General features: G+C 44.5%; 20 protein-coding genes. 5 read left to right on the forward strand and 15 right to left on the reverse strand.

The window, feature by feature from the left end:
* Positions 1-208: 208 nt before the first annotated feature.
* Entirely contained in the window at positions 209-2,626 is a 2,418-nt protein-coding gene (gene leuS, locus BN3261_RS07345) for a leucine--tRNA ligase (RefSeq protein WP_021652634.1), read from the reverse strand.
* Between the two features lie 253 nt (positions 2,627-2,879).
* Here leuS and BN3261_RS07350 point away from each other — a divergent pair, with 253 nt between their 5' ends.
* The gene (locus BN3261_RS07350) at positions 2,880-4,109 is read left to right on the forward strand and encodes a dicarboxylate/amino acid:cation symporter (RefSeq protein ID WP_021652635.1); all 1,230 of its coding nucleotides are present in this window, start codon (positions 2,880-2,882) and stop codon (positions 4,107-4,109) included.
* A 217-nt stretch (positions 4,110-4,326) separates the two neighbouring features.
* Here the strand turns inward: BN3261_RS07350 and BN3261_RS07355 are convergent, their stop codons facing one another.
* The 6 genes from BN3261_RS07355 to BN3261_RS07380 form a co-directional block, all read right to left on the reverse strand.
* The gene (locus tag BN3261_RS07355; protein ID WP_022426496.1) at positions 4,327-6,318 is read right to left on the reverse strand and encodes a glycoside hydrolase family 31 protein; all 1,992 of its coding nucleotides are present in this window, start codon (positions 6,316-6,318) and stop codon (positions 4,327-4,329) included.
* Between the two features lie 14 nt (positions 6,319-6,332).
* Positions 6,333-8,009, reverse strand: coding sequence for a glycoside hydrolase family 13 protein (locus BN3261_RS07360; RefSeq protein ID WP_022426497.1), 1,677 nt, complete (start codon positions 8,007-8,009; stop codon positions 6,333-6,335).
* Between the two features lie 219 nt (positions 8,010-8,228).
* Positions 8,229-9,236, reverse strand: coding sequence for a LacI family DNA-binding transcriptional regulator (locus tag BN3261_RS07365; RefSeq protein ID WP_021652638.1), 1,008 nt, complete (start codon positions 9,234-9,236; stop codon positions 8,229-8,231).
* Positions 9,233-9,403 carry a hypothetical protein gene (locus BN3261_RS07370; protein ID WP_015525206.1) on the reverse strand — a complete coding sequence of 57 codons (171 nt, stop codon included), beginning with the start codon at positions 9,401-9,403 and terminating at the stop codon, positions 9,233-9,235. The genes BN3261_RS07365 and BN3261_RS07370 overlap by 4 nt, the downstream gene beginning before the upstream one ends.
* Positions 9,404-9,562: 159 nt before the next feature.
* Positions 9,563-11,653, reverse strand: coding sequence for an elongation factor G (locus tag BN3261_RS07375; RefSeq protein WP_022426499.1), 2,091 nt, complete (start codon positions 11,651-11,653; stop codon positions 9,563-9,565).
* A gap of 149 nt (positions 11,654-11,802) precedes the next feature.
* Positions 11,803-12,525 (reverse strand): phosphatase, encoded by a 723-nt coding sequence (locus tag BN3261_RS07380; protein ID WP_015525208.1) that lies wholly within the window; start codon positions 12,523-12,525, stop codon positions 11,803-11,805.
* A gap of 405 nt (positions 12,526-12,930) precedes the next feature.
* Here BN3261_RS07380 and BN3261_RS07385 point away from each other — a divergent pair, with 405 nt between their 5' ends.
* From BN3261_RS07385 to BN3261_RS07395, 3 genes are all read left to right on the forward strand, one after another.
* Positions 12,931-14,022, forward strand: a complete 1,092-nt coding sequence (locus tag BN3261_RS07385) for a prephenate dehydrogenase (RefSeq protein ID WP_015525209.1) — start codon at positions 12,931-12,933, stop codon at positions 14,020-14,022.
* Between the two features lie 71 nt (positions 14,023-14,093).
* Positions 14,094-15,368: a 3-phosphoshikimate 1-carboxyvinyltransferase gene (gene aroA / locus BN3261_RS07390; protein ID WP_022426500.1), complete on the forward strand. Its 1,275-nt coding sequence runs from the start codon at positions 14,094-14,096 to the stop codon at positions 15,366-15,368.
* A gap of 240 nt (positions 15,369-15,608) precedes the next feature.
* Positions 15,609-16,595 (forward strand): 2-hydroxyacid dehydrogenase, encoded by a 987-nt coding sequence (locus BN3261_RS07395; RefSeq protein ID WP_022426501.1) that lies wholly within the window; start codon positions 15,609-15,611, stop codon positions 16,593-16,595.
* Between the two features lie 82 nt (positions 16,596-16,677).
* Here the strand turns inward: BN3261_RS07395 and BN3261_RS07400 are convergent, their stop codons facing one another.
* Entirely contained in the window at positions 16,678-17,214 is a 537-nt protein-coding gene (locus tag BN3261_RS07400; RefSeq protein ID WP_022426502.1) for a ribonuclease domain-containing protein, read from the reverse strand.
* Between the two features lie 3 nt (positions 17,215-17,217).
* A complete protein-coding gene (locus BN3261_RS07405; RefSeq protein WP_022426503.1) occupies positions 17,218-18,063 on the reverse strand; it encodes a deoxyribonuclease IV in 846 nt (281 codons plus the stop codon).
* A 153-nt stretch (positions 18,064-18,216) separates the two neighbouring features.
* Between BN3261_RS07405 and BN3261_RS07410 the strand changes: the two genes are divergently transcribed.
* Positions 18,217-19,536, forward strand: coding sequence for a CapA family protein (locus BN3261_RS07410; protein ID WP_059085892.1), 1,320 nt, complete (start codon positions 18,217-18,219; stop codon positions 19,534-19,536).
* 97 nt (positions 19,537-19,633) lie between these two features.
* Here BN3261_RS07410 and queA read toward each other — a convergent pair whose 3' ends face one another.
* The 6 genes from queA to ffh are packed head-to-tail and all read right to left on the reverse strand — an operon-like array spanning position 19,634 to position 23,910.
* Positions 19,634-20,659, reverse strand: coding sequence for a tRNA preQ1(34) S-adenosylmethionine ribosyltransferase-isomerase QueA (gene queA, locus BN3261_RS07415; protein ID WP_059085893.1), 1,026 nt, complete (start codon positions 20,657-20,659; stop codon positions 19,634-19,636).
* Positions 20,660-20,661: 2 nt separating this feature from the next.
* The gene (gene trmD / locus BN3261_RS07420) at positions 20,662-21,414 is read right to left on the reverse strand and encodes a tRNA (guanosine(37)-N1)-methyltransferase TrmD (protein WP_015525216.1); all 753 of its coding nucleotides are present in this window, start codon (positions 21,412-21,414) and stop codon (positions 20,662-20,664) included.
* On the reverse strand, positions 21,415-21,921 hold the full coding sequence (gene rimM / locus BN3261_RS07425) for a ribosome maturation factor RimM (protein WP_059085894.1): 507 nt from the start codon (positions 21,919-21,921) through the stop codon (positions 21,415-21,417).
* Positions 21,922-21,980: 59 nt separating this feature from the next.
* Positions 21,981-22,211 (reverse strand): KH domain-containing protein, encoded by a 231-nt coding sequence (locus BN3261_RS07430; protein WP_015525219.1) that lies wholly within the window; start codon positions 22,209-22,211, stop codon positions 21,981-21,983.
* 55 nt (positions 22,212-22,266) lie between these two features.
* Complete coding sequence (gene rpsP / locus BN3261_RS07435; RefSeq protein WP_015525220.1) at positions 22,267-22,512, reverse strand: 30S ribosomal protein S16; 246 nt, start codon at positions 22,510-22,512, stop codon at positions 22,267-22,269.
* Positions 22,513-22,557: 45 nt separating this feature from the next.
* Positions 22,558-23,910: a signal recognition particle protein gene (ffh, locus tag BN3261_RS07440; protein WP_015525221.1), complete on the reverse strand. Its 1,353-nt coding sequence runs from the start codon at positions 23,908-23,910 to the stop codon at positions 22,558-22,560.
* Positions 23,911-23,913: the final 3 nt, after the last annotated feature.

A 23,913-nucleotide genomic window follows, 5' to 3' on the forward strand; every position in this document is an offset into this window, starting at 1 on the left:
ATTTGAATAACAATAGGCAATATAATTGGCATGACCAAAAACTAGGCAAATCTGTTAAAATGCCTAAATATTATTGGCATTTATTCTAAATAACATTCGTTATTTTTGTGCATACTTACCGATTTTACGATGTTTATCCATATAAAAAACACCCTGGCAAAGGCAGAAATATCTTCCGCCCTGCTTCGGGTGTTTTTGATTTATCTTATTACTTTACTACGATATTGATGATCTTCTTCGGTACGTAAATTTCTTTGATGATATTTCCGGAAATCTTATCTGCAACTGCCTTCTTTCCTTCGGCAATCGCATCTTCTTTGGAGATTTCTGCCGGAATACTGATAACAGCCTTGGTCTTGCCGTTGATCTGAACCGGAACCTCGATCTCATCATCCTTCATAAGCTCCTCATCGTGAGCCGGCCACTGTGCATGGAAAATGGAATCCTCATGACCAAGCTTCTCCCAGATCTCCTCTGCAATATGAGGAACAAATGGCGCAAGAAGAATGGTAACTGTCTCGATGGTTTCTTTGTCAACAGCGCCGTCATTCTGCTTTGCGATAGCGATCAGCTTGTTTGTGTATTCCATAAATCCGGACACTACGGTATTCAGGCTGAAGGCCTCAAGTCTGCTGGTGATATCATATACCATCTTATGACGGGTCTTCTCCATCTCTTTGGTAGCCGGGATATCTTTCTCAATGCTGTCAAGAGCCAGATTCCAGAAACGTTTCAGGAATCTGGATACACCATCGATTCCTCTGTCATCCCATTCTGCATCCAGTTCCGGCGGTCCTACGAACAGCTCATACATACGTAAGGAATCACATCCGTAATCATTTACAAGATCATCCGGTGAAATAACATTTCCTTTGGATTTACTCATCTTGATTCCGTTTTTACCTGTGATCATACCCTGATTGAACAGCTTGACAAACGGCTCATCGAAATCAATAGCTCCGATATCATACAGGAACTTGGTGTAGAATCTGGAGTACAGAAGATGAAGAACAGCATGCTCTACACCACCGATATACATATCTACCGGCAGATATTTATCAGCTTTCTCTTTGGAAACCAGTTCTTTATTATTCTTATTATCTACATAACGGAGGAAATACCAGGAAGATCCTGCCCACTGAGGCATGGTGTTTGTCTCACGTTTTGCGGGAGCACCACAGCATGGGCATGTGGTATTTACCCACTCGTCAATAGCTGCAAGCGGTGACTCTCCGGTTCCTGTCGGCTGGTAGCTTTCTACCTCCGGAAGTCTTAACGGAAGCTGATCCTCCGGTACCGGTACCGCACCGCATTTCGGGCAGTGTACGATCGGGATCGGCTCACCCCAGTAACGCTGACGGGAAAATACCCAGTCTCTCAGTTTGTAGTTGACAGTCTTACGTCCGATACCCAGCTTCTCGATGATATGCGGTGCTTCCTTCTTCAGTACGGAAGATTCCATTCCGTTCCACTCACCGGAGTTGATCATGGTTCCGGAAGCCTCTGTGTAAGCTTCTGTCATATTCTGAATTTCTTTACCATCTTTTGCGATAACCTGGATAATCGGAATATCGAATTTCTTTGCGAACTCAAAGTCACGGTCATCATGAGCAGGTACACACATGATAGCACCTGTACCATAATCAGCAAGTACATAGTCAGAAAGCCAGATTGGAAGCTTCTCGCCGTTCAGCGGATTGATCGCATAAGTACCTGTGAACACACCGGTCTTCTCTTTATCCTGAAGACGGTCTACATTGGATTTCATGGAAGCATCAAAGATATATTTCTCTACAGCCTCTCTTGTCTCGTCTGTTGCAAGAGATTTTGCAAGAGCATGCTCCGGTGCAAGTACCATGAATGTTGCTCCATGAAGAGTATCCGGTCTTGTTGTATAGACCGTGATCTTCTCTTCTCTTCCCTCAACCGGGAAATCGACCTCTGCGCCGTAGGATTTGCCGATCCAGTCTGTCTGCATCTTTTTAACCTTCTCCGGCCAGTCCAGTTTATCCAGATCACTTAAAAGTCTGTCTGCATATTTTGTTATGCGGAGCATCCACTGACGGAGGTTCTTTTTGGTAACCGGAGTGCCACAACGCTCGCAGCATCCGTTTACAACCTCTTCATTTGCAAGACCTGTCTTACAGGAAGGGCACCAGTTGATCGGGAACTCCTTCTCATATGCAAGCCCCTCTTTGAACATTTTTACAAAGATCCACTGTGTCCATTTATAGAACTCCGGATCTGTTGTGTTAACCTCCATATCCCAGTCATAGATCGCTGCGATATCGTTGATCTGACGTTTGATATTTTTGATGTTTGCTGCTGTAGATACTGCCGGATGAACACCCATCTTGATGGCATAGTTCTCAGCCGGGAGACCAAAAGCGTCCCATCCCATCGGATGGATCAGGTAATAACCCTGGAGCATTTTATAGCGGCTCCATACATCAGAGATCACATAGCCTCTCCAGTGTCCTACATGAAGACCGTTTCCGGACGGATACGGGAACATATCCAGACAGTAGTATTTCGGTTTCTTGCCATCATTGACATTTACCGGCTTTTTCTCCCAGTTTGTGCGCCATTTCGCTTCGATGGCTCTATGGTTATAAGGTGCAGCCATTTTTTTATTCCTCCTGACAAATTACTCAGTATTAATACTTTAATGCTTTCACACACTGCTATTAATTTTAACTACTTATGATGTATTTGTCAAACAAAAATCCAAAAACAGCCCTTTTCCATCAAAATATACATGAACCTGCAATCCTGGCCTGGTTTAGTTGACGCTTCTTTTTTCACATGATATAATTTCCTGCATGTATTTTCCTATATTATACATACCATACATATTTATCTTAGGAGGGAACACATAAATGAAATCTTTTTATTCCTGGTACCGGAAGCATATTACCGGTGCGATCTTTACAGGACTGATCCTGGGTATCCTCACAGGACTTTTCCTGGCCGGACGGTTTGAACCTGTCCTCACTGTGACCAGTCTGATCGGAAGTATCTACATGAACGCCCTGAACATGATGATCTTTCCCATGGTCTTCTGTTCCATTGTCATTGGAATCTGTTCCATCGGAAACGCACGTACTACCGGCAAGATCACTGCAGCATCCATGATCTATTTTCTCTGCACAACGGCACTTGCCAGCCTGTGCGGACTGATCATCCCGAGACTGATCCATCTCGGAAAGGGAGTCAAATTTGAGATGGCAACAGCCGATATCCAGGCTACAGAAATGAGCAGTATCCTTGACACCCTGAAAAACCTGATCCCTTCCAACCCAATCGCCGCATTTGCTGACGGAAACATGCTCCAGGTTCTGGTGTTTGCCCTGATCATCGGTTTCACACTGATCGCAGTCGGTGAAAAAGGAACTCCATTCCTGAATCTGATTGATTCCATCAATGAAGTATGCCTGAAGATCATCACAACCATCATGTACTTTACACCCATCGGTGTTTTCTGTACCATCGTACCGGTTGTGGAAGCCAACGGAACTGAAACGATCATTTCCCTTGCAACACAGCTTGTCATTCTGTATGTGGCATTCTTTGGCTTCGCTATTGTAGTGTACGGTCTCTCTGTAAAGCTGATCGGCAAACAGAGTCCGCTGAAATTCCTGAAAGCGATCCTGCCAGCAGCACTGAATGCCTTCGGAACCTGCTCAAGCTCCGCAACCATTCCATTAAGCAAGCAGTGTATGGAGGAAGAAATGGGCGTATCCAACCAGATCACCAGCATCGCCATTCCTCTTGGTGCTACCGTTAATATGGATGCTGTATCTATCCTGATGTCCTTTATGATCATGTTCTTTGCAAACGCCTGCGGGATCCATGTAAGTATTCCTCTTATGATCATTATCCTTCTTGCAAACGTACTGCTTTCCGTTGGTACTCCAGGTGTTCCCGGTGGTGCTATCGCATCTTTCGCAGCACTGGCAACTATGGCCGGACTTCCTGCCGGAGTTCTTGGTGTTTATATCAGTATCAATACCCTCTGTGATATGGGCGCCACCTGTGTCAATGTTATCGGTGACATGGCATGCTGCTCTGTACTGAAAAATGTTATCCAGATTGAGGAAGAAGCATAAACAAATCTTTCTGAAGTGTTATTTAAACAGAATGCGAATTACTTTACATAAAATATTTTATGTAAAGCAGCAATAGCAAAAGCCGTAAGATATATGTTTAAGAAACTTTCACATATACTTACGGCTTTTCTGTTTATCAACTGTTCACATCCTGTATTCTTTATACTGTTTAACGTAAATGATGTAACACAGAAATTTATATTTCATTTTGCTGACTTTATTTTTTCAGAACACGGTAATTTTCTTCTCTGTCGTAATCCTTATGGACCCCATCGTCCTCATATAAGGTATACTCCGCACCTTCATATCCGAGAAGCTGCATATTTTTTGTATCCAGAGCTGCCACACATTCCGCTGCTTCTGCAACCGGAATACATTTTCCCTTCCGGATAAACAACGGAATCTCATTCAGTGCCACCTCTACATAATGAACACCCTTTTCAAGGATCTCCTCTGCAATGGTTCCATCCGGAAGGAATTTCACAAACTTCATCTCCTCCGGAAGATATACATAACGGCCTCTTGCGTTCTGTTCATAAACCGGAGCGATCATGATCTCATTTCCAAGAAGCAGCTGGTCTTCCACATGTACAGCAATCTTATCCTCCGGATAAACAAAGCCCAACGGCCGGAAATACATATCATCGTTCAGAGCCGCCTTCATATATTCACTGTAAAGATATGGAATAAGACGATATCTTACACCGATCACATGACGGAAATCTTCCACATTTTCAAACTGGTAGCATTCCTGCTCTCTGGTACCGATCGCTGTATGATCACGCATCAGCGGTGTGAATACTCCAAGTGCCAGGAAACGAAGCAGCAGTTCTCTTGTTGTATCAGCGCCAAATCCACCCAGATCTGCTCCTGCATACAGGAAACCACACATATTCAGAGATGGCATCATCTTCAGGTTCAAAAGGATATGAGCCCACCAGGATTTATTATCGCCGGTCCAGATCCCACCATAACGATGCATACCAATATAGGATGATCTGGAGAACATCAGAAAACGTTTTTCCGGATCGATCCGTTCAAAAGCCTCCCCTGCTGCTCTGGTCATATTGTAGCCAAACAGGTTATGGACTTTGTCATGGCGGATCTTTCTGCCATCCACATTATGGTAAAATCTCCGATAATCTTCCGGATTGTTTGCAACATTGCGAAGTGCACTCTGCATCTTCCAGATATGGATCTTTCCTTCCGTATCTTTTGCAAATTCTCCTGCAAGCTCTTTGACCTCTTTCATTCCCTCTGTGGAATAGAAGATCGCTGGCTCATTCATATCGTTCCAGAAACCGTCGATTCCCTTCTCGATCAGGAAACGGTATTTGTCACCGAACCATTTTCTGGCATCTTTGTTCAATACATCCGGAAAATGAGTATCCCCCGGCCATACAGCAGCTACAAAATCACTGCCGTCCTCTCTCTGGCAGAAGTAGCGGTTTTTGACACCCTCCTCATAAACATCGTATCCCGGCTCTACCTTGACGCCGGCATCGATGATCGGGATCAGACGGATATCCTGATCCTTCAGTTCCTTTACAAATTCCGGAAAATCCTGAAAATTCTCTTCACTTAATGTAAAGTCCTTATAAGACTGCATATAATCAATATCCATATAGATCATATCAATAGGAATATGATTTTCACGATATCCAGCTGCAACCTTCCGGAAATCCTCTTTTGTAGTATAGCCCCATCTGCTCTGGCCAAATCCAAAGGCAAATTTCGGCGGGATATAGCTTCTTCCGATCACATGACGGAACTGCTTTACAATATCATAGGGACTCTCCCCTTCAATCACATAAAGCTTCAGGTCTGCATTTTCGCAGGTTACCTTCATGGTATCCATTCTGGTATAGCCAATGTCAAAGGTGATCGCTGCCGGATAGTCAAAAAACATTCCAAAGGTTTCTTTTCCGGACACAATGATAAGATTATGTGCACCGTACAGGGAATGTTTATCCTCTGTATGCTCCGGATCATCGGTACAGTTACTGGTGTAAATGAATCCTCTCTTGTTGATACCGCGGTTGGATTCTCCCAATCCGTAGACGATATCCTCTTCATCCATGATATAAGTAAAAGAAAATCCATCTTCTGCACAGATTTCTCCATATCCTGGCTTTCCTTCTGCTGTCTCAATGTTTTCTGTCAGTGCCTCAGTCTCAAAGGGCTCTCCATATACATATTTTTTTATCATTTTTCCCTCTCCTGTTACAGATTTCTGTAAAGAACAAATGCCTCATAAGGTTTCAGGACCACTTTCTTTCCAAAATCCTTTCTTCCAAGATTTGTGATCAGACATTCTGCATTTTTCTGAAATTCTTCCGGAATTTCCATTTCTGCCACATGCTCACTGAAATTGCAGACTGTGAGAAGCTTCTCTCCCTCAAGAGTTCTGGTATATGCAAAAATCTGATCATGATCTCTGTAAAGTGCCTCAAAAACACCGTAAACGATCACTGGTTTTTCTTTTCTTAAACGGATCAGCTTCTGATAATAATGGAAAATAGAATTCGGATCTGAAAGCTGCTGCTTCGCATTGATCTCCTTATAATTAGAGTTTACCCTGATCCATGGCGTTCCCTCCGTAAAGCCGGCCTGATGAGAATCCTCCCACTGCATTGGTGTTCTGGCATTGTCACGTCCTCTCAGCATCAGGCACTTCATCATATATTCCGGTGTATAAATACCTGCTTCTGTATATTCATGGAAATACTGAATACTCTCGATATCACGATAATCCTTAAGCTCTGTAAAATAAGCATTGGTCATTCCAAGCTCTTCTCCCTGATAAACATAAGGAGTTCCCTGCATCATATGAAGACAGGTTGCCAGCATCTTGGCTGAAGTTTCCCTGTATGCCGGATTATCATTTCCAAATCTGGAAACACTTCTTGGCTGGTCATGATTTCCAAGAAACAGACTGTTCCATGCTTTTCCCGCAAGCTCTTCCTGCCATTTGATCATAACCTTTTTAAATTCCTGGAAATCGTATTTCTCGGTAGTCCATTTACCATGGTCTGATCCCTGGCCCTCTACATGCTCAAACTGAAACACCATGTTCAGCTCATTTCTGTCCTCACCTGCATATTTCTGTGCCTCTTCGATAGTCACACCGGAGGTTTCTCCAACTGTCATCACATCGTATCGGGATAAAACCTCTCTGTTCATTTCCTGAAGAAACTCATGGATCCTCGGGCCATGGACGCAGTAAGGACCAAAATCACCGTATAATCCTCCATTCATTTCTCCATCCGGATATGACTGATCCTTGGAGATCATGCTGATCACGTCCATTCGGAAACCGTCGATTCCTTTTTCACACCAGAAATTCATCATATCGTAAACTTCCTGACGAACCTTTTCATTTTCCCAGTTCAGATCCGGCTGTTTTCTTGAAAACAGGTGAAGATAATACATCTCTGTCTGAGGATCATACTCCCATGCAGGTCCTCCGAACGCACTTCCCCAGTTATTCGGTTCTTTTCCATTCACCGGCTCTCTCCAGATATAGTAATCCCTGTAAGGATTATCTTTGGATTTCCTGCTTTCAATAAACCAGTTGTGTTCATCGGAAGTATGGTTTACGACCAGATCCATGAGGATCTTAATGCCCCGTTTATGCGCTTCTTCAAGAAGCTTTTCATAATCCTCCATGGTTCCATATTCTTTATAGATCCTGCGGTAATCGGAAATATCATAGCCATTGTCATCCTGCGGAGATTCCAGCATGGGTGAGATCCAGAGAACATTTACTCCCAGTTCTTTCAGATAGTCCAGTTTTTCTATGATCCCGGGAATATCACCAATTCCGTCTCCGTTGCTGTCCTTAAAACTTCTCGGGTAGATCTGATATACCACGCTTTCTTTCCACCAGTTTTTTTTCATGGTAAATTGCCTCCTTTTTCTGTTGATTCTGAAATCAGCATATCCTATCCCACCTTTAAAATCAATAAGTTTCTCGTGAAACTTAAATTACTGCCAAACTTTTCTGTTTTTTTTATGCAGTTTTAACAATAAAGCACTACTGGCCTCTAAAAATAATTTCCAACCGTATTTCGATGATGTGCCAGGAAAAGTCATCACAACATAAAAAAAGAGATCCTGCTACTCTTTTACAGAATCTCTCTTTACAAGCCAGACAGGGCTTTTTACATTTTTTTCGGCAGGTTCCTTTCCCTCTGCCATAAGAAGCAGCTTCCGCAAGGCCAGAACTGCTTTCTGATGAACATCCTGATGAATGGTGGTCAGCTTTGGCCTGACGATCTGCGCATAAAAATTATCATCAAAGCCGGTAATGGAAATCTGATCCGGAATCCGAATTCCCCTGTCTGTAAAAAAATTGATGGCCTCCACAGCTGTGTAATCCGAAGAAAATGCCAGAGCCTTTGTCTCCAGAAAATGAGGCAGCAGCTCTTCATATTTTTTCAGTCTGCGCCGGGGTTCCTGGGGAACCACCACATAGCGGGAGCGGCTGCAGAAGCCGCCATTTTTTTCCATAGCCTGTTTGAATCCAAGCCATCTGGCATAATCACTGTCCTGCTCTGTTTCCGCAACAAAAAGTGCCCGGTGGTATCCACAGGAATGCAGATATTCCCCAATCTGATATCCGCCGGAATAATCATCCACTCCTACATTCTGAAAGCTATATCCACCCTTCGGATAGGCATCGATCAATACCATTTTTTTATTCAGCTTTCTGGAAAGCTGATGATACTGTTCTTCATTATACCCTATAATGATAAGACCCTCTACATTCCAACGGGATGCCATATCTACCACATTATCGATCCGTTCACCGCCAATGAGCATAATATAATAGCCTCTGTTTTCTGCTTCGACCTGCAGCGTTCCGGTGATCTCTCCCACAAAAGAATCCTGCAGAGACTGCATACCATGAATGAAGGAAAAACCAAGAACCACTCCAATGATCCTTGAGCCGTGTCCGGATAGCATCACAGATCCCATGTGGGGAACATAATTCTGCTCCTTCAGAATCGCCGTGATCCGGTCAATGGTGCTCTGTGAAACCCGTTTTGTATTTCCATTGATCACATTGGATACGGTTGTACGACTGACACCTGCCATATCCGCGATATCCTGCAGCCTTATCATTTCATTGAATACTGCATCAGCTCATAATGAAGCTCACAGCCCTCATAGATTTCTGCCGGAAGTAATGCTCTGGCAACTACTTTCAGTTCCTCCTCCGGCTGATCCACACGCTTCAAATGTGCATAATCTCCGTCAATCTGTTCCACGATATAATCACATACTAACATTTTTTGTCCTCTCTCTTTTCTTTTTTGCTCATACTTCAATAACCTGTATGAGCGCAATTCGTTTTTCTGACTGCTTATTCACGAACGCATCTAAAAACAGGCTACAGCAAATGCTGCAGCCTGTCAACTCTTTATTCTGCCCTCAAAAAATATCTCTGTTTATTCGTCAGCACTGTCAACCTTGCTTGCGCGTGCCGCGATCTCTTTCTCCTGGATATCATTAGGAGCCTGCTCATAGCGTGCAAATTCATAGGAGAAATCTCCGCTTCCACCGGTCATGGAACGAAGGACAGTGGAATAACCATAGATTTCAAGAAGCGGAACATCTGCCTCAATGATGGTATTTCCTTCGTGGTCCGGATTCATTCCGAGAACACGACCACGTCTCTTGTTCAGATCTCCCATAACATCACCGGTATATTTATCCGGAACTGTAACCTTCATGGAGATGATCGGCTCAAGAAGTACAGGAGACGCTTCCATAAAGCCCTTCTTGAAGGCAAGGATAGTTGCCATCTTAAATGCCATCTCAGAAGAATCTACCGGATGATAAGATCCATCGTAAAGGGTTGCCTTCACACCAACAACCGGATATGCAGCCAGAGGTCCCTTGAGAACACATTCCTGAAGTCCCTTCTCAACAGCCGGGAAGTAGTTCTTCGGAACTGCACCACCTACAACTACCTGCTCAAATACATAAGGTGTCTCCAGATCGCCAGATGGCTCAAAGCGCATCTTAACGTGGCCATACTGTCCGTGTCCGCCGGACTGTTTCTTATGTTTGCCTTCTACATCTGAATTCTTACGGAGTGTTTCACGGAACGGAACCTTCGGTTTGGAAAGCTCCACATCCACTTTATAGCGCTCCTTCAGCTTGCTGACAACGATATCAAGATGCTGATCACCCATACCGTAGATCAGGCTCTGACGGTTTGCACTGTCATTGACAACCTTCAGTGTTCTGTCCTCTGTCATCATCTTGGCAAGGGACTGTGCGATCTTATCCTCGTCGCCCTTTTTCACTGCCTTAAATCTCTTATATGTATATGGTGTGGAAAGTATAGCCTTTGGATAAAGGATTGGATTCGCCTTGGTTGCAAGGCTGTCACCGGTCTGTACACTGCCAAGCTTGGCAATGGCACCGATATCCCCTGCAAAAAGCTCCGGAACTTCGATCGGTTTGGAACCTTCCATGACATAAAGCTTGTTTACACGCTCCTCTGTTCCTTTCTCTACATTAAGAAGTGTATCATCGGATTTCAGCACACCGGAGCATACCTTGATCAGAGAATATTTACCAAGGAACGGATCCGCGATAGTCTTAAATACATAGGCGGATTTTGCCTTGGCAAAGTCATAATTGGCCTCAAAGATCTCGTTAGTCTTCTGTGCGATACCATTGCAGGAACGTCCGCTTGGGCTTGGGAAGTAACCGCAGATATCATCCAGAAGGTTAGATACACCGCGAAGGTTCACCGGTGATCCCATGCATACCGGAACAATACTTCCATCCTGTACATTGGTTGCAATAGCGGCGGAAACCTCCGCTACGGAGAAGGTATCTCCCTCGAAATAACGGTCCATAAATTCTTCGCTTGTCTCTGCAACAGACTCCATCAGAGTTTCATGATATTTCTCAAGATATTCTGTCAGATAATCCGGAACCGGGCATTCTTCCTTGCCGGCCTTATCAATATATCTTCTTCCTGCCTGCTTCACAACATTGACATAACCTACAAACTTACCATCCTCACGGATCGGGAAATGAAGGGGAGCGATCCTCTTGCCGTACAGCTCTGTCAGCTCTTCCACGACCTCACGATAGCTGACATCATCCACGTCCATATCTGTAACAAAGATCATTCGCGGAAGTTTATATTTCTCGCAGAGATTCCATGCCTTCTGTGTTCCAACCTGAACACCGGCCTTACCGGAAACAACGATGATCGCTGCATCTGCGGCACTGACTGCCTCCTCAACTTCTCCCACAAAATCGAAGTATCCGGGAGTATCCAGTACATTTACCTTCATCTTATCCCATGGTACCGGGATCAGAGAAGTTGTGATGGAAAAATGTCTCTTTATTTCTTCCTTGTCATAATCGCTGACAGTATTGCCATCCTCAACACGTCCGAGTCTGCTTGTCATACCTGCCAGATAAGCCATTGCCTCAGCCAGCGTTGTTTTGCCTGCGCCACCATGACCTAATAGGACTACATTTCTGATTCGGTCTGTTCTGAAAACGTCCATATGTAATACCTCCCTGTTTGTCTTACTTAATATGTTCACATTTTACTAAATTTCCATGCAAATTTCAAGTATTTTATTCAATTTTGACAACTTTTTTTCAGAAAGTTTTTCGTATTACCGTCAATTAATACAGAACAGTCGTCTATCTTTCAGAATTTCCGGTTTACATACTTTTTCACGGCATCCACAGAACGGTTCAGTACCAGCTCTTCCGGAAAATCCAGTTTAGTCAGAAGGTCTCTGGCAAGATCAAATTCCCCGATCAGAAGATCAAAATGGGCATCACTGTCCATAACCACAGGTACCCGATATTTTTTGCAGTATTCCAGCATGATGGTATCATTCTCTACTGCATTCTCACGGTTACAGTCAGGGTCCATGGAGTGATTGTTCAGCTCCAGGACTTTACCGTATTCTCTGGCGCCCTGTACAAGCGCCTCATAGTCAACCTCGTATCTTCCGTCATCCGGATGTCCGATGATATTGACACACGGATTCTTCATAGCATTAAGATAGGCCTCCGTATTCTCCTGTCTGCTGCCTGGTCTGATGCATGGAACATGAAGACTTGCAATGACCACGTCCAGCTTCTCCAGGGTTTTCTGCTCAAGATCTACCGTTCCCGCCGCATCCAGGATATTTACCTCCGAACCCAGAAGCAGCTGGATCCCGTACATTTCACGGGGTACTACCTTTATATTCTGGAAATAAAACTTATGACAGGTTCCGGGCATTTTCGGTGCATGCTCTGTGATTCCCAGGAGTTCAAGACCTTTATCGGAAGCAGCCCTGGCCATCTCGCGAAGTGTGCAGTATGCATGTCCGCTGGCTACGGTATGTGTGTGAAGATCCATAACTGACTGATATTTCATGATAAATTCTCCTCTGTATCTTATATTGTTTTTTTCTTATTATATTATACGTCCGAAATCTCCGATTTCTCAAGCCTTTTTCTATTGTTACTGTTCACTCCGTTCTCAGCAACACGCTTCGCGATGCACAGAATTTATGCTGATCACATAAATTCGCGCGGTATGTCTCGGGTTTTCCGTGACCTTCGCTCACAAAAAACACCTCGCGGAATATTACCAATGAACAGTAACTTTCTATTACTCTTCCCTGTTCGCAAAACATTACCGGTAAACAGCTACAAAAATGGCCTTCCTGTTTCCGCTAACATTTGTTGACATTTTTCACACTTTCTTTTACAATATAGTCGTGATTTACACTATTAAAGAATAAAAGTAAAAAGTAACCTGAAAGGACTCTGAAGTACTATGAAAACCATAGGTTTTATCGGCCTTGGACTGATCGGCGGCTCCATTGCCAGAACCATCCGAAAATTTCACCCGGATTATCGCCTGCTTGCCTTTGACAAAGACAGAAGTGCTCTGGCAGAGGCAGTCAGTTTAAACGTGATCAACGGGATCTGTGATATTGACGATGAGCAGTTATATAACTGTGATTATCTTTTTCTCTGTGCACCTGTAGAATTTAATGTGGAATACATGGAAAAGATCAAAGATTCTCTTGGAAAGAACTGTATCCTCACAGATGTAGGCAGTGTAAAAAGTGTTATCCACGAAAAAGTAACCGAGCTCGGACTTGAAGGACGCTTCATCGGCGGTCATCCTATGGCAGGCTCCGAACGCAGCGGTTTTTCCAATTCCAGTGATCATCTTCTGGAAAATGCTTATTATATCATCACTCCGGGAGGAGAAGTTGCTTTGGAAAAGATTTCTGATTTCACAGAACTGATCTCCTCTCTTGGTGCGATCCCCCTTGTTATCACTGCAGAAGAACATGATTTCATCACGGCAGGAGTCAGCCACCTTCCTCATATCGTAGCCTCCGCTCTTGTAAATCTTGTAAATCTTCTGGATAACGACGCCCAGTATATGAAAATGATCGCAGCCGGCGGTTTCCGTGATATCACACGTATTGCCTCTTCTTCACCGGTTATGTGGGAACAGATCTGTCTGGAAAATCAGAAAAACATTTCCACGGTTCTGGATGAATTTATCCGTATGCTGATCCAGATCCGCTGTTCCATTGACAACAAAGAAGCTGACAACATCTTTGACATGTTTGCAAGCTCCAAGGATTACCGTGACTCCATTGACATTGTAGACAACAGCCTGATCCCCCGCTCCTATGTCCTTTATATCGATGTGGCAGATGAGGCCGGTGCCATTGCAACCATCGCAACCATCCTTGCAACAGAAAAGGTCAGCATCAAAAATATCGGTATTATCCACAACCGAGAATTTGAAGATGGCGTTCTGAAGATCGAATTTTATACAGACGCAGCTCTGGAGCAGGCTAAAGTGCTTCTTACAAAACGTAATTACAAGATCTGCGAACGCTGATATATAAACGGCAGCAGATATCCGATCTGCTGCCATGTATTTCAAAAATAACAATACAGGCAGGTACTAATATGGAAATCAAAAAAGCAAAAAAATTATCCGGCTCTCTTGCCATTCCCGGAGATAAATCCATTTCTCACAGAGCTGTCATGTTCGGCTCTCTTGCAGAAGGCACTACCAAAATCACAAATTTTCTGGAGGGTGCAGACTGTCTCTCCACTATTTCCTGTTTCCGGAAAATGGGTATTAACATTGAAAATACAGAAGGAGAGATCCTGGTCCACGGAAAAGGTCTCCATGGTCTCAGTGCTCCGTCAGAGACTCTTGACGTCGGTAACAGCGGTACCACCACCCGCCTCATCTCCGGGATCCTTGCAGGACAGGACTTTGTATCAGAGCTTACCGGCGATGCTTCCATCCAGAAACGCCCTATGAAACGGATCATGACTCCGCTTTCCCAAATGGGTGCCGATATCATAAGTCTCAACGGAAACGGATGTGCACCGCTTAAGATCTCCGGAAAAAAGCTCCATGCCATCCACTACAATTCTCCGGTAGCATCTGCCCAGGTAAAATCCTGCGTACTTCTTGCCGGAATGTACTCTGACGGCATTACCCGTGTAACAGAACCGGTCCTTTCCAGAAATCACACGGAGATCATGCTGAATTACTTTGGTGCCAATGTAACCGCAGAGGGAACAACAGCATCTATCAAACCGGACCCATCTCTTTACGGACGTGAGATCCTGGTTCCGGGAGATATCTCTTCTGCAGCTTATTTTATCGCAGCAGGTCTTCTTGTTCCCAACAGTGAGATCCTTCTGAAAAATGTGGGGATCAACCCGACCCGTGACGGCATCCTCCGTGTATGCAGGGCCATGGGAGCAGATATCACTCTTCTCAATGAAACCACAGAGGGCGAACCTACTGCCGATCTTCTGATCCGCTCCTCTGCGCTTCACGGGACCACAATAGAAGGCGCGATCATTCCTACTCTGATCGATGAACTTCCGATGATCGCCGTTATGGCAGCTTTTGCAGAAGGAACCACTGTTATCCGGGATGCACAGGAGCTTCGTGTCAAAGAGTCCGACCGCATCCAGGTTATGACGGAAAATCTTCGGAAAATGGGCGCAGAGATCCAGGAAACCGAAGATGGCATGATCATTCATGGTGGAAAAGCCCTTCATGGCGCAGAGATCGATTCTCATCTGGATCACCGTGTAGCCATGTCTTTTGCAGTAGCAGGACTGCTTTGTGAAAGAACACTTTCCATCAAAAATGGAGAATGTGTCAACATCTCCTATCCGGAATTCTATTCTGATCTTTATAGTCTGGCTGAATAATTATCTCATATCCAGACAGAGAGCATTTTCATGTATCACAACATCTGTTCCATCAGATGACAGTGCATAAAATGCTCTCTTTTTTTGTATTTCGTATAATTTTTATTTATTATGGATATCATAATTCCAAAACAAAACCATTTTTTTGATAAATTTTATCGCTTTCCCCACTTTCCAAATTCCTACTATTATGGTATTATTTTTTCGGAAAATAATTATTTCCAGAGAGGAGCAACAATTATGAAAATTTTGTTTTATGACACCAAGAGCTACGATAGAGAATTTTTTGAGAAGCTGCTTCCGTCCTATCCTGGTATTGAAGTTAAATTCATTGAAGCAAATATCCATGAAGAAACCGCAGCTCTTGCCCACGGCTACGATGCCATCTGTGCATTTGTAAATGCAGACCTTGGCGCACCGGTCATTGAAGAGCTTCACCGCCAGGGTGTAAAACTGATCCTGATGCGCTGTGCCGGATACAATAATGTTGATCTGGAAACTACAGCAAAATGCGGGATCCAGGTGGCACGTGTTCCCGGTTATTCTCCGGAAGCAGTTGCCGAACACGCCATGGCACTGGCACTTACCGCCAACCGGCACACCCACAAGGCATATATCAAATGCCGTGAAAATAACTTTGCACTGAACGGTCTCATGGGCGTTAACTTTTATCAGAAAACTGCCGGCATCATCGGCACCGGAAAAATCGGTCAGGCAATGGCAAAAATCTGTCGCGGCTTTGGCATGAAGGTAATTGCTTATGATCTTTTCCCTAATAAAAATCTTGACTTTCTGGAGTATGTTTCACTGGATGAACTTCTTTCCACCAGTGATCTGATCAGTCTGCACTGTCCGATGACTCCGGAAACAGAGCATCTGATCAACTCCGAAACGATTGCAAAAATGAAAGATGGTGTGATCCTTGTAAATACCTCCAGAGGTGGACTGATCAAAACCGATGATTTGATCGCAGGTATCCGTGATCACAAATTCTTCGCCGTTGGTCTGGATGTTTACGAAGAAGAATCCGCATATGTATATGAAGACATGTCAAGCAGCATTCTTCCTACTTCCACGATCCAGCGTCTTCTGTCCTTCCCAAATGTGACCATGACCTCACATCAGGGATTCTTTACGGTAGAAGCACTGACCAATATTGCGGAGACAACCCTGGAAAACGCAAAAACTTTTATGGATGGAGCTGAAATGAAAAATCTGGTCCACTGATCAGTCTCAGACCTGACATGCAAAATCCCCCGGATACTGATCGTTTATCTGTATCCGGGGGTCTTATTTTGTTCTTTTGATTTTAATAGATCTCGTCAAAAGACTGTCCGTCATCGTCTGTGTAATAAATGCGCTTTGCATCCTGAGTGAAGATCAGCTTCTGTTTCCCTGCATCATCAAGGCTGCACTGCTGATAGGTGACGCCATCCTCTACCGGAAGCATACTGTCTGCATTATCATAGTCTGCAGCAGTCAGATTGGAAGGTACATGGCCATACTCATAAATGTACTGGGCCACTTCATCTTTATCTGTATAGGTGCCATTTTCATCCAGTTTCTTTTCGCTCTGTGAGTCTGCTGCATCCGATGAAGCGGACCCATCTGTGTCTCCTGATCCTGCAGCATTTTCAGAATCCTGCAGCTGCTCCAGGTCACTTTCATCAGCTACTGCCATCTCATCGTCACCATTCTGGTCCATGGCCTCCACTTCATCCTCACTCAGAGGTTCCAGGTCATCCTGAAAAGCAGATTCGTCGTATTTTTCCTTATCTTTGCATCCTCCCAGCATCATCGCTGCCACCCCGGCAAGCACCAGGATAAAATATCTGAACTTTTTCATGGATCAATCTCCTTTCATGAAATATCGTTCTCGTAAAAGTGCAATTTCTCTTTTCCATCCTTCATCATCATTTGGTGTCTCCAGAATAAAGGGAATTCCCTCAAGAGCCGGATGGCACACCACATTCACAAGTGCATCCAGGCCGATCTGACCTTCGCCGATCTTTGCATGACGATCCTTATGACTGCCCAGTCCGTTTATACTGTCGTTAAGATGAACAGCCTTCAATCTGGAAAGGCCGATCACCCGGTCAAACTCATCAAGAACACCATCCAGATCATGGACAATATCATAACCGCCATCCCATACATGACAGGTATCCAGGCAGACACCCAGTTTATTATTTTTTTCCACCCTGTCAATGATATCACGAAGCTCCTGAAACGTTGCTCCTACTTCTGAACCCTTGCCAGACATAGTTTCCAGAAGGACGGTCGTACTCTGTTCTTCTGTAAGGACATCATTGAGGATTTCCGCGATTTTGGCAATTCCCGTCTCAGTTCCCTGTCCTACATGACTGCCCGGGTGAAAATTATAATAATTTCCCGGTGTATATTCCATACGTTTCAGATCATCTGCCATAATCTCTCTTGCAAAATCTCGCAGATTTTCTTTTGCGGCACAGGCATTCATAGTATACGGTGCATGGGCCACCAGCTTTCCAAAATGATTTTCCCCGGAAAGCTCCAGAAATCTTTCCACATCTGCGGGATCGATCTCTTTTGCCTTGCCGCCTCTGGGGTTGCGGGTAAAAAAAGCGAACGTATTTCCGCCGTTTTTCAGCATCTGACGCCCCATGGCAGCATAGCCTTTGGACGAACTTGTATGATTTCCGATATATAATACCATATCAGCAACATCTCCCTGTAGTTTATATTTCTGCCTTTTGGCCTAATTATTATATCAAAAACTTCTTTTTCTGAAAAGTCCGCGATTCTTTCTTTACAATACTTACCATTCTTTCTATAATAAAGATATCTTTACATATGAAGGAGAAAAAGAATGGCAAACGACAATCAAAGGCGGCCGCCTCATGGCCATGATCCGGAGCAGGCACGCAGAGAAGCCGCCAGAGCACAGGAAGCACGGCGGAAGCATTCTGGTTCTGCATCCCGTAATTCCCGTTCACATTCCACTGGGACTCGCAGGAATGACATCAGCAAAAAATCCAGATATTACCAGGTACGCCGTCAGAAAATGTTTCTTGCAGCTGGCGGGATCCTGATCATACTTGTTCTTGTGATCATTTTTTCCGCACGTGCATGCATTTCTTCCCGGAAAGCTGCAGAAGCCGCCGCTTTGCAGAAGGCACAGGAAGAGGAGGCCGCAAAAAAGGCAAAAGAAGAAGCTGCTGCTGTGAAAGATCCCGTTTCACTGACGCTCAGCGTAGTCGGGGACTGCACGTTGGGTACCGATGAGACCTTTGATTATGACACAAGTCTGAACGCATGCTACGATAACAACGGCAAAGATTATTTCTTTAAGAATGTAAAAAGCATCTTTGAGGCAGATGACCTGACAATTGCCAATTTTGAAGGAACCCTCACCGATTCCGATGCCAGAGAAGATAAAACCTTTGCATTTAAAGCACCTGCCGAATATGCTCAGATACTCACCAGCGGTTCCGTTGAAGCCGTAAACACTGCAAACAATCACAGCCATGATTACGGAGAGCAGAGCTACACGGATACTCTGACTGCTCTGGATAATGCAGGCATTACACACTTCGGTTATGATGATACTGCAGTTATGGACATCAAGGGAATCAAAGTTGGTCTTGTCGGAATTTATGAACTGAAGGATCATCTTGAACGCGAACAGCAGCTGAAAGATAATATCGCAAAGGTCAAAGCAGATGGAGCAGAGCTTATAGTTGTGATCTTCCACTGGGGCAATGAGACTGAAACAGTTCCTGATACCAATCAGATGACCCTTGGCCGTCTTGCTATCGATGAAGGTGCAGATCTGGTATGTGGCCATCATCCGCATGTACTCCAGGGAATCGAAACCTATAAAGGAAAAAACATCGTCTACAGTCTTGGCAATTTCTGTTTTGGAGGAAACAGTTCTCCAAGTGATATGGACACCATGATCTTCCAGCAGACCTTCACTGTCACCTCAGAAGGCGTACAGGCTGATAACGTGACCAATGTCATTCCCTGCTCTATTTCTTCCGCAGATGGCTACAACAACTACCAGCCAACTCCTGCATCCGGAGATGAAGCTTCCAGGATCAAATCCAAGATAGAGGAACGCAGTGCTGCGATTCCTGCTGCGGATTCTTCATCCGCTACATCGGAAAGCTCTGACAGTGAAGAATAAATAGCATAACAAAAATAATATCCCAACAGATCCTGCACTGCATGTTTCTATGCTGCGATCCGTTGGGATATTATAATATAAAGAGTAATTTTGTATCTTATTCGATCATCATGGCATCGCCAAAGCTGAAGAAACGATATCTCTCCCGTACTGCTTCCTCATAAGCAGCCATAATATGTTCTTTTCCGGCAAGGGCTGAAACTAACATCAGAAGCGTAGACTCCGGCAGATGGAAATTGGTGATCAGTCCATCGATAGCTTTGAATTTATATCCAGGATAGATAAAGATCTCTGTCCATCCGCTTCCGGCCTTCACGATTCCATCCTCTCCAGCTGCGGACTCCAGGGTACGGCAGCTGGTAGTTCCCACAGAAATCACTCTTCCGCCGTTTTTCTTTGTATCATTGATCAGTTTTGCCTGATCTTCTTCCACAATATAAAACTCCGAGTGCATGTGGTGCTTTTCTACATCATCTACCTTTACCGGGCGGAAGGTTCCGAGACCTACATGTAAAGTTACATGTGCAATATTCACACCCTTCTCCTTTACTTTCTCAAGAAGCTCCGGCGTGAAGTGAAGTCCTGCGGTAGGTGCGGCAGCAGATCCCTCATTCTTTGCATATACAGTCTGATAACGGTTCTTATCCTTCAGCTTGTGGGTAATATACGGCGGCAGCGGCATTTCTCCCAGCTGATCCAGGATCTCTTCGAAAATCCCCTCATAATGGAACTGAATCAGACGGTTTCCCTCATCTACAATATCAATGATCTCACCCTTCAGGATACCGTCACCAAAAGTGATCTTTGCACCGGGACGTGCTTTTTTTCCCGGCTTTACAAGACACTCCCAGATATCATTTTCGCGGCGTTTTAGAAGCAGGATCTCGATCAGCGCTCCAGTTTCTTCCTTGTGACCATAAAGACGTGCCGGGATAACCTTGGTATCATTGATCACAAGACAGTCTCCCTTATGCAGGTAATCCAGTATATCGGTAAAATGACGATGTTCGATACTTCCATCTTTCAGGGACAGATGCATCAGTCTGGAAGAACTTCTGTCCTCCAGCGGATCCTGAGCGATCAGTTCCTGCGGCAGATCATAATAAAAATCTGATGTTTTCATAATTATTTTTCCACTTCCTCTTTCCACTGTTTGCGAAGCCTGCGGACCTCGTTCCACTCTTTGTTGGTCAGATCAGCTTTTGGTAAAAGATCCGGCCTCCATTTGGCTGTACGGATGATAGACTGCTCTCTTCTCCATTTATCCACATTGGCATGGTGTCCGGAAAGCAGCACCTCCGGAACCTTTTTGCCATGCCATTCCTCCGGGCGGCTGTACTGGGGATACTCCAGAAGATTCCCGGAAAAGGATTCCGTCTCACCGGATTCCTGATTATTCAGAACACCTGGTACCATTCTGGAAATAGAATCCATCATGACCATAGCCGGAAGTTCTCCTCCGGTAAGTACATAATCACCAATGGAAACATAGTCTGTTACGATTTCTTCCAGAACACGCTCATCAATTCCCTCATAATGACCACAGAGGAAAACCAGGTCTTCTTCCAGGGCAAACTCTTTTGCCATATCCTGATTGAAGGTTTTTCCCTGAGGAGTCAGAAAGATCACGCGGGGTTTCCTTCCAATACGTTCTGCAATGGATTCATAAGACAGATATACCGGCTCCGCCTGCATCAGCATTCCGGCTCCGCCGCCATAAGGATAATCATCTACCTTCTGGTGCTTATTGAATGCAAAATCCCGTATATTGATCGCTTCCAGTGATAACAGTCCCTTTGTAATGGCACGGCCTGTAATACTTGTGTTCATTCCGTTCTCAATCATTTCCGGAAATAATGTAAGTACATGATAATTCATTTAAACAAGCCCTTTCATCAAATGTACAGTCATGGTATTTTTTTCAACATCCACATCAAGAACACAGTCATGGATCGCAGGAAGCAGGATTTCCTCGCCATCCACACGATCTACAATATAAACATCATTGGCGCCGGTCTCCATCACATCACGGAGCACTCCGAATTTCTCCCCATTCTCCAGAAGTACCTCCATTCCGATGAGATCCGCCACATAATATTCGTCCTCGCCAAGCTCCTGTGCCTCTTCACGTGGGATCCAAAGCTCACGGCCCTTATACATTTCAATATCATTGATGTTGTCAATGCCTTCAAACTTCAGGATCGCAAGATTTTTAAAAAACTTTACATTCTGAATATTCAGTCTGCGAAGCTCTTTTCCTGTATCCAGAAGCACATATTCAATATCAAGAAAACGCTCTGCGTCATCCGTTGTCGGAAAAACTTTTACTTCACCACGGACGCCATGGGTCGTTGTGATAACTCCTACCTTTAATAAATCTTCCATTTTTGCTCCCTTTCAGAGTAAAAACAGGAGCCATGGAATCCACAGCTCCTGTCTCTTTTTCATTGCAGAATATCTACAATCACTTTTTTGCTGCTTTTTGAAGAAGCCGCTTTCACAACAGTACGGATTGCCTTGGCAATTCTGCCCTGTCTTCCGATAACCTTACCCATATCGGCCGGTCCGACCTTCAGTTCAACAACAATCGCGTCGTCTTTTTCAGTCTCAGTAACGACTACTTCATCCGGATTTTCAACAAGAGATTTTGCAATTACTTCTACAAGTTGTTTCATTACATACCTCCTTGCTCCTGCCTCATTAAGGCCACAGATCCAAATCTGTCAGGTATTATTTCTCGATTCCGGCAAGTTTAAGAAGCTTAGCAACTACCTCTGTAGGCTGAGCACCAGCTGCAAGCCATTTTTTTGCTGCCTCTTCATCGATTTTGTATACGCTTGGGTCAAGGTTCGGATCATATGTTCCGATCTCTGCGATGCATCTTCCGTCACGTTTGCAGCGAGAATCTGCTACTACGATTCTATAGAAAGGTGCTTTCTTCTGTCCCATTCTTCTTAATCTGATCTTAACTGCCATTTTTGTTTTCCTCCAATTATCTTTCTGAAAATTTATTGTTATTTATTAAAAGGGAAGCTTAAAGCCGCCTCTTTTTCCCATATTCATCTTGCCGCCTGTTAATCCCGGCATCTGTTTCATCATCTTCTTGCTCTGCTCAAACTGCTTCACAAGACGATTTACTTCTGTAATATCCACTCCGGCGCCTCTGGCGATACGGTTCTTGCGTGAGATGTTCAAAATGTTGGGGTTACTTCTCTCCTGAGGTGTCATGGAAAGAATGATGGACTTGGTACGGTCCATAGCCTTCTCATCGATCATACCCTCGATATCCTTCATCTTACCGCCCATTCCAGGAAGCATGTTCAGGATACTGGAAATACCACCCATCTTGTTCATCTGCTCCATGCTGGTAAGATAATCATTGAAGTCGAAGTCCATTTTCTTCAGCTTCTTTTGCATCTCCTGAGCCTGTTCCTGATCCACAGATGCTTCCACCTTCTCGATCAGACTCATTACATCGCCCATTCCAAGGATCCTGGAAGCCATACGTTCCGGATAAAACTGTTCCAGATCTGAAAGCTTCTCTCCCATACCAACATAGAAGATCGGTTTGCCGGTCACGGCTTTAATGGAAAGCGCAGCGCCGCCTCGTGTATCACCATCCATCTTAGTCAGGATCACACCATCAATGCCGACTTTATCAGAAAAGTTCTGCGCCACATTTACCGCATCCTGTCCTGTCATGGCATCAACTACAAGCACTGTAGCATCTACATTCACATTCGCTTTGATATCCTCAAGCTCCTGCATCATATCCTCATCAATGTGAAGACGTCCTGCTGTATCGATGAGCACAACATTCTGCTGATTGGATTTCGCATGCTCGATAGCTGCTTTTGCAATATCCACGGGATTCTGCTTATCTCCCATGGAAAAGACCTCGACGCCCTGTTTCTCACCGTTTACCTGCAGCTGTGTGATCGCTGCCGGACGGTAAACATCACAGGCCACAAGCAGTGGTCTCTTTCCCTTGGATTTCAGTTTGCCTGCCAGCTTGGCAACCGTCGTTGTCTTACCTGCACCCTGAAGACCGACCATCATAAGAACGGTAAGATCCATTCCCGGTTTGATCGGAAGCTCTGTTGTCTCACTTCCCATCAGGTTGACCAGCTCATCATTTACGATCTTGATCACCATCTGTCCCGGATTCAGACCATTCATAACATCCTGTCCGATAGCCTTTTCCTGAACGGATTTCGTAAACTGCTTAACGACCTTAAAGTTAACATCCGCTTCCAGAAGCGCCATCTTAACTTCCTTCAGTGCTACCTTGACATCAGCCTCTGTGAGACGGCCCTTGCCCTTCAGCTTCTTAAATACATTCTGCAGTTTATCTGTTAAACTCTCAAATGCCATTGA

This window comes from Blautia massiliensis (ex Durand et al. 2017) (assembly GCF_001487165.1).
Lineage (GTDB): Bacteria > Bacillota > Clostridia > Lachnospirales > Lachnospiraceae > Blautia_A > Blautia_A fusiformis.